The organism is Noviherbaspirillum sp., from assembly GCF_036846085.1.
Taxonomy (GTDB): Bacteria; Pseudomonadota; Gammaproteobacteria; order Burkholderiales; family Burkholderiaceae_D; genus Noviherbaspirillum.
Genome location: NZ_DAIUCO010000300.1, coordinates 1 through 5,862 on the forward strand (window position 1 = coordinate 1; position 5,862 = coordinate 5,862).

Genomic DNA, 5,862 nt, shown 5'->3' on the forward strand with positions numbered 1-5,862 from the left:
GTTAGGGGTGAAGCAGGGGTTTCGTGCAGCATGCTGCACGCCTGCGGAACGATCAACGCTTGCAAGCGTTGATGCGTCCTGCAAGGAGGGGGTAGTGAGGTCGAGCATACGCATGCAGTACTTCAACCTTTTCACCCCTGCGCGGACCGCCCCATCTCAACCTTTTCCCTACTACGAGAAAGGCGCTTTACAGTGCCCTCGACGCACATGCCAATTTGTCCGCCCTCACGGAATCGGATGATGCACTGTCACCAGCTTCGTCCCGTCGGGAAAAGTCGCCTCCACCTGGATCTCCGGAATCATTTCCGGAATGCCGTCCATCACATCCGCACGAGTCAGGATCTTCGCACCGTCGGACATCAGTTCAGCCACCGTCTTCCCGTCGCGTGCGCCTTCCATGATCGCAGCCGTGATCAGCGCCACCGCCTCGGGATAGTTCAACTTCAACCCACGTGCCTTGCGGCGCTCGGCCAACAGGGCAGCGGTGAAGATGAGGAGCTTGTCTTTTTCTCTTGGGGTCAGTTCCATTGTTTCTCCGGTTTGCATGGCGTCCGTCCATCGATCGGTTGGCCCGCCATCCTGTTCAGGTTTGCCATATGCGCGGGACGACCGCTTCGCGTCCTGTTACCGCCGGTCGCAATCGTTGCCATACCATCGTCATCAATTGCTTCGCCGCTTCGCTCGAATCACCCAGATGGCGGGCGACGAGCACCGACTTCATCTGCGTAATGCCGACTGCTTCGCCGCAGGTTTCGCGCAGCTCCTTGATGACTGCCGCGGAAACGGTCTTGCCCACGACGATGAGTGTCGCGCATACCGTCTTCGCGTTCAGTCCCAGGGGACTTGCGACGGCATCGCTGCCCGCGTCCAACATACCTTGTTCGAACCAGACCATCCTGCCTTCCCGGCGGATGCTGGTTCGCTGCTCGATCCTGCCGCTGGTGAACGATTCGCCGGATGCGGTCCGCCCGAAACACAGAATCTCGCAGCCGATATAGCTAGCATCCCCGGCCAGCTCGACATGATTGTCGAGGCGCACATGGGCATCGTCGAAAAATATGCTTTCCTGCGGCAGCCATTCAAGGGATGCGTTCTCGCCGACATTCAGGTGAACGCTCTGTCGCGATATCCTGCCGCCTGCCCGGTACCATTTCGCCGCGCCCGGCGTCGTCACCAGTGCGGCAGCGTCGTCGCCAACGCAGGCATGGATCGACAGTTCATCGCCGCCGACCACGCCGCCGGGCGGATGGACGATGATCGCATGACACACTTTGCTGCCTTCCGGATACAAAGGCTTTTGCACGCGCAACGGCCCGTAATGGGAACGTTCGACCAGTCGCGTCGCGCCTGCATCGTCGACGAGGCCAAGCGCCAGCCATGCCTGCCACGGTGTAGCGGAATTGAGGGTTGTTTGCGGGACGAAAGGTTCAGCGAAGCGTTTCATGCCAAAACTATACCGCCAAGTGTCGCTTGACGTTCTCGCTGTTCATTTCGGCTTGCGCCCCGGAAGCAACCACTTCGCCGCGCGACAGCACCATAAACTGATCGGCAAGTGCATGCGCGAAATCGAAATACTGTTCACATAAAAGAATTGCGATATCGCCTCGGTGCCGGAGCAGGCGGATGACGTTGCCGATGTCCTTGATGATCGACGGCTGGATTCCTTCGGTCGGCTCATCCAGGATGATCAGCTTCGGATCGGCCAGCAGGGCGCGCGCAATCGCAAGCTGCTGCTGCTGACCTCCCGACAGGTCGCCGCCGCGCCGGTGCAGCATTTCCTTCAATACGGGAAAGAGTTCGTACACTTCGCTCCTGATCGTGGATGCCTGCCTGCCGGATTTGATCGCCATGCCCATGCGCAGGTTTTCTTCGACGGTCAGGCGGGCAAAAATCTCCCGGCCCTGCGGCACATAGGCAATACCCAGTGCTGCACGTTCATGCGGCTTCAGACGCGTGATGTCGCGGCCGGCGAGATTGACTTTGCCGCTGGCGACCGGCAATACGCCCATCAGGCATTTCAGCAGCGTGGTCTTGCCGACGCCGTTGCGGCCGAGCAGCGCAAGGCATTGTCCCTTTTCCAGCGACAGCGAAACGCCGCGCAGGGTGTGGGAAGAGCCGTAGTATTGGTTGAGTTTTTCAACGTTCAGCATCGTAATTTTTCCTGCTCATCGGCCCAGATACACTTCAATCACACGTTCCTCCGCCTGCACCTGCTGCATCGTGCCTTCGGCGAGCACCGATCCTTCGTGCAAGACCGTCACTTTCCCGGACTGCGCGATTTCCGTCACGAACGCCATGTCATGCTCGACCACCACGATGGAGTGCTTGCCGCGCAATTCGTTCAGCAGCTCGGCGGTACGCGCGGTCTCTGCGTCCGACATGCCGGCGACCGGTTCGTCGAGGAGCAGCAGCTGCGGTTCCTGCATCAGCAGCATGCCGATCTCCAGCCACTGCTTTTGACCGTGCGACAGGAGGCCGGCGAGCCGGCTTTCCTGGCCGTTCAGGCGGATCAGCTTCAGGATGTCGTCGATCTTGCCTTTCTGTTCCGAACCGAGCTTGAAGAACAGCGTCGGCTTGACCCGCTTGTTCATCTTCATCGCCAGTTCGAGGTTCTCGAACACGGTGTGCTGCTCGAAAACCGTCGGCCGCTGAAATTTGCGGCCGATGCCCGCATGGGCGATGTCGTACTCGGTCATGCGCGTCAGGTCGATGGTCTGGCCGAACCAGGCGGTGCCGGATGTCGGCCGCGTCTTGCCGGTGATGACGTCCATCATGGTCGTCTTGCCGGCGCCGTTGGGGCCGATGATGCAGCGCAATTCGCCAACTGAAATGTCGAGGTTCAGGTTGTTCAGCGCCTTGAAGCCGTCGAACGATACCGTGATGTTTTCCAGGTAGAGAATCGCGCCGTGCGTGGTGTCGAGTCCCTCCCGCTTCACGCGTCCGTAGGATGTCCCGTAGTCGGCATGCTGGTCATTCGGATACGTCTGGCCGGGATGCAAAACTTCGGTCATGCGGCCTCCTTGTTTTTACGGAATTGTTTCGCCAGGCCGAGCAAGCCGTGCGGCATGAACAGCGTGACCAGGATGAAGATCAGCCCGAGAGCGAACAGCCACAGATCCGGGAAGGCGGCGGTGAACCAGCTCTTCAGGCCATTGACGGAGAATGCGCCGATGATCGGGCCGATCAGCGTGCCGCGTCCGCCCACTGCGGCCCAGATCACCATTTCAATGGATGTGCCGGGCGACATCTCGGACGGATTGATGATGCCGACCTGCGGCACATACAGCGCGCCGGCGATGCCGCAGAGCACCGCGGACAATGTCCAGACGAACAGCTTGAACCAGAGCGGGTTGTACCCGATGAACATCAGCCGCGATTCCGAATCGCGCACCGCCTGCAGGACGCGCCCTAGTTTCGAGGTGACGATCCAGCGGCACAGCAGCAGGGCGCCAACGAGCAGGACGAGCGTCACCAGGTACAGGGCGGCGCGGGTTTCCGGCGCCGACAGCGTGAAGCCGAGCAGTCGCTTGAAGTCGGTGAAGCCGTTGTTGCCGCCGAAGCCGGTGTCGTTCCGGAAGAACAGCAGCATGAAGGCGAAGGTCATGGCCTGCGTGATGATGGAGAAATACACGCCCTTGATGCGGGAACGGAAGGCGAAGTAGCCGAACATGAAAGCGAGCAGTCCGGGCACCAGCACCACGAGCGCCATGCAATACCAGAAGTTGTCGGTGAATGACCAGTACCAGGGATAGGACTTCCAGTCGAGGAAGACCATGAAGTCCGGCAGGTGGCTTTGATACACGCCGTCCTTGCCGATGGCGCGCATGAGGTACATGCCATGCGCATAGCCGCCGAGGGCGAAGAACACGCCATGGCCCAGCGACAGAATGCCGGTGTAGCCCCAGACGAGGTCCAGAGCGAGCGCCGCCATCGCATAGCACATGAACTTGCCGATCAAGGCGACGGTGTAGCCCGATACATGCAGGGCATGGCCGGGATCGAACCCCAGGTTGAGGATCGGCAGCAGGGCCAGGATGGCTGCACAGACGACGATGCCGGTCCAGGCCGGACGGGAAAATAGGGACGAGGTCATTCGACGCTCCTGCCTTTCAACGCGAACAAGCCTTGCGGCCGCTTTTGAATGAAGATGATGATGAATACCAGGATGGCGATCTTGGCCAGCACCGCGCCAGCGACCGGTTCAAGGAACTTGTTGATTTCACCGAGGCCGATGGCGGCGATCACGGTGCCGGCCAGCTGGCCGACCCCACCCAGCACCACCACCATAAAGGAGTCGACGATGTAGCCCTGGCCGAGGTCGGGCCCGACGTTGCCGAGCTGGGACAGCGCCACGCCGCCGAGGCCGGCGATGCCGGAACCGAGTCCGAAGGTCATCATGTCGACCTTGCCGGTGGAGACGCCGACGCAATCGGCCATGCGCCGGTTCTGCGTCACGGCCCGCACGAACAGGCCCAGCCGGGTTTTGTTCAGGATCAGCCAGACCGCGGCGACGACGAAGAAGGCGAAGAAGATGATGACGATGCGGTTGTACGACAGCACCAGCGAGCCGAGCACCGTGACGCCGCCCGACATCCAGGAAGGATTGGCGACTTCGACGTTCTGTGCGCCGAAGATCGAACGCACGGACTGCATCAGTATCAGGCTGATGCCCCAGGTGGCCAGCAGCGTTTCCAGCGGGCGGCCGTACAGCCACCGGATGACGGTCCGTTCCAGCAGCACGCCGACCGCGCCGGCGACGATGAACGCGGCGGGCAGTGCCACCAGCAGGTAGGCGTCGATTGCGCCGGGAAAATACTGCCGGAACAGCATCTGGCACATATAGGTCGTATAGGCGCCGATCATCAGCAGTTCGCCGTGCGCCATGTTGATGATGCCCATCAGCCCGAAGGTAATTGCGAGGCCGAGCGCGGCCAGCAGGAGCACGCTCCCGAGCGAGACGCCATAGAACAGGTTGCCGATGAATTCGGTACGCTTGAGGCGGCCGTTGATCTCGTTGAGCGTGCCGACGGCGGCCACGCGCACCGCTTCGTCGGGTTCGGCATAGGTGCCGTCCGGGGTTTTTTCCACCATGGCGCGCAGCGTCGGCAGCAGGCTGGCGTTGCTGCTGTCGGCGAGCGCCACGACGGCGCTCTTGCGAACGGCTGCATCGGGTGATTGCAGGTTGGCCGCGGCGGCGACCAGCTCCAGCACGGACTTGATCTGCGGATCGGATTCCTTCTCCAGTTCCTTGGTAATCATCGGCAGCTGGCCTGGATCGGCGTTCTTCTGCATCTCGAGGGCCGCGGCCAATCGTTCGGCGGGATCTTTCGATAGCAGCCTGAAACCGGAGAGCGCGCCTTCCAGCGCACCGCGCAGCCGGTTGTTGACCGTGATGGCGTCGGCGCCGTCCGGTGTCGGCACGGTCTGGCCGGTCGCGGGATCGTAGGCTTTGCCGTCGCCCACGATGAAAACCTTTCCGTCCGGTGTCGCGTAGACGTTGTCATTCCTCAGTGCGTCGAGCAGCTTGTAGGCGTCGTCGGTAGCGAGCGCGGCGATCTTGTTCACTGCTTCGATGCGCGCATCCGGATCGTCGCCCGCAAGCGGCTGCAGCAGCGCGGCGTCGATGGCGGCGTGTGCCGCCAGTGTTTGCGCGCAGAACCAGCAGGCGATCAGTATTTTTTTAAGCAAGGTCATTTGCGTTGTCCTGACGTGGCAGAACGTTGGTTAAACATGTAAACTAATGGGCGAAAAAAAGCCGGAGTGCGGGGTGAGGAGCCACGCTCCGGCTTGTGTTGCGGACTGTCTATGGCTGACACTAATCCTCCGGCTGGTTCCCTCCTCCTGCCAGGGGGAGGGTTAGGG

The 5,862-nt window shown here is 61.3% G+C and carries 6 protein-coding genes; all 6 read right to left on the bottom strand.

Features of this window, described 5'->3' with window-relative positions:
• Positions 1-225: 225 nt before the first annotated feature.
• The 6 genes from V7080_RS22995 to urtB are packed head-to-tail and all read right to left on the bottom strand — an operon-like array spanning position 226 to position 5,694.
• Positions 226-528 (bottom strand): urease subunit gamma, encoded by a 303-nt coding sequence (locus V7080_RS22995; protein WP_334190710.1) that lies wholly within the window; start codon positions 526-528, stop codon positions 226-228.
• A 55-nt stretch (positions 529-583) separates the two neighbouring features.
• Complete coding sequence (locus tag V7080_RS23000; protein ID WP_334190711.1) at positions 584-1,444, bottom strand: urease accessory protein UreD; 861 nt, start codon at positions 1,442-1,444, stop codon at positions 584-586.
• 7 nt (positions 1,445-1,451) lie between these two features.
• Positions 1,452-2,150 (bottom strand): urea ABC transporter ATP-binding subunit UrtE, encoded by a 699-nt coding sequence (urtE, locus tag V7080_RS23005; RefSeq protein ID WP_334190712.1) that lies wholly within the window; start codon positions 2,148-2,150, stop codon positions 1,452-1,454.
• 15 nt (positions 2,151-2,165) lie between these two features.
• The gene (gene urtD, locus V7080_RS23010) at positions 2,166-3,011 is read right to left on the bottom strand and encodes an urea ABC transporter ATP-binding protein UrtD (RefSeq protein WP_334190713.1); all 846 of its coding nucleotides are present in this window, start codon (positions 3,009-3,011) and stop codon (positions 2,166-2,168) included.
• Positions 3,008-4,093, bottom strand: a complete 1,086-nt coding sequence (urtC, locus tag V7080_RS23015; RefSeq protein ID WP_334190714.1) for an urea ABC transporter permease subunit UrtC — start codon at positions 4,091-4,093, stop codon at positions 3,008-3,010. The genes urtD and urtC overlap by 4 nt, the downstream gene beginning before the upstream one ends.
• Complete coding sequence (gene urtB / locus V7080_RS23020; protein ID WP_334190715.1) at positions 4,090-5,694, bottom strand: urea ABC transporter permease subunit UrtB; 1,605 nt, start codon at positions 5,692-5,694, stop codon at positions 4,090-4,092. Before urtB ends, urtC begins: the two co-directional genes overlap by 4 nt.
• Positions 5,695-5,862: the final 168 nt, after the last annotated feature.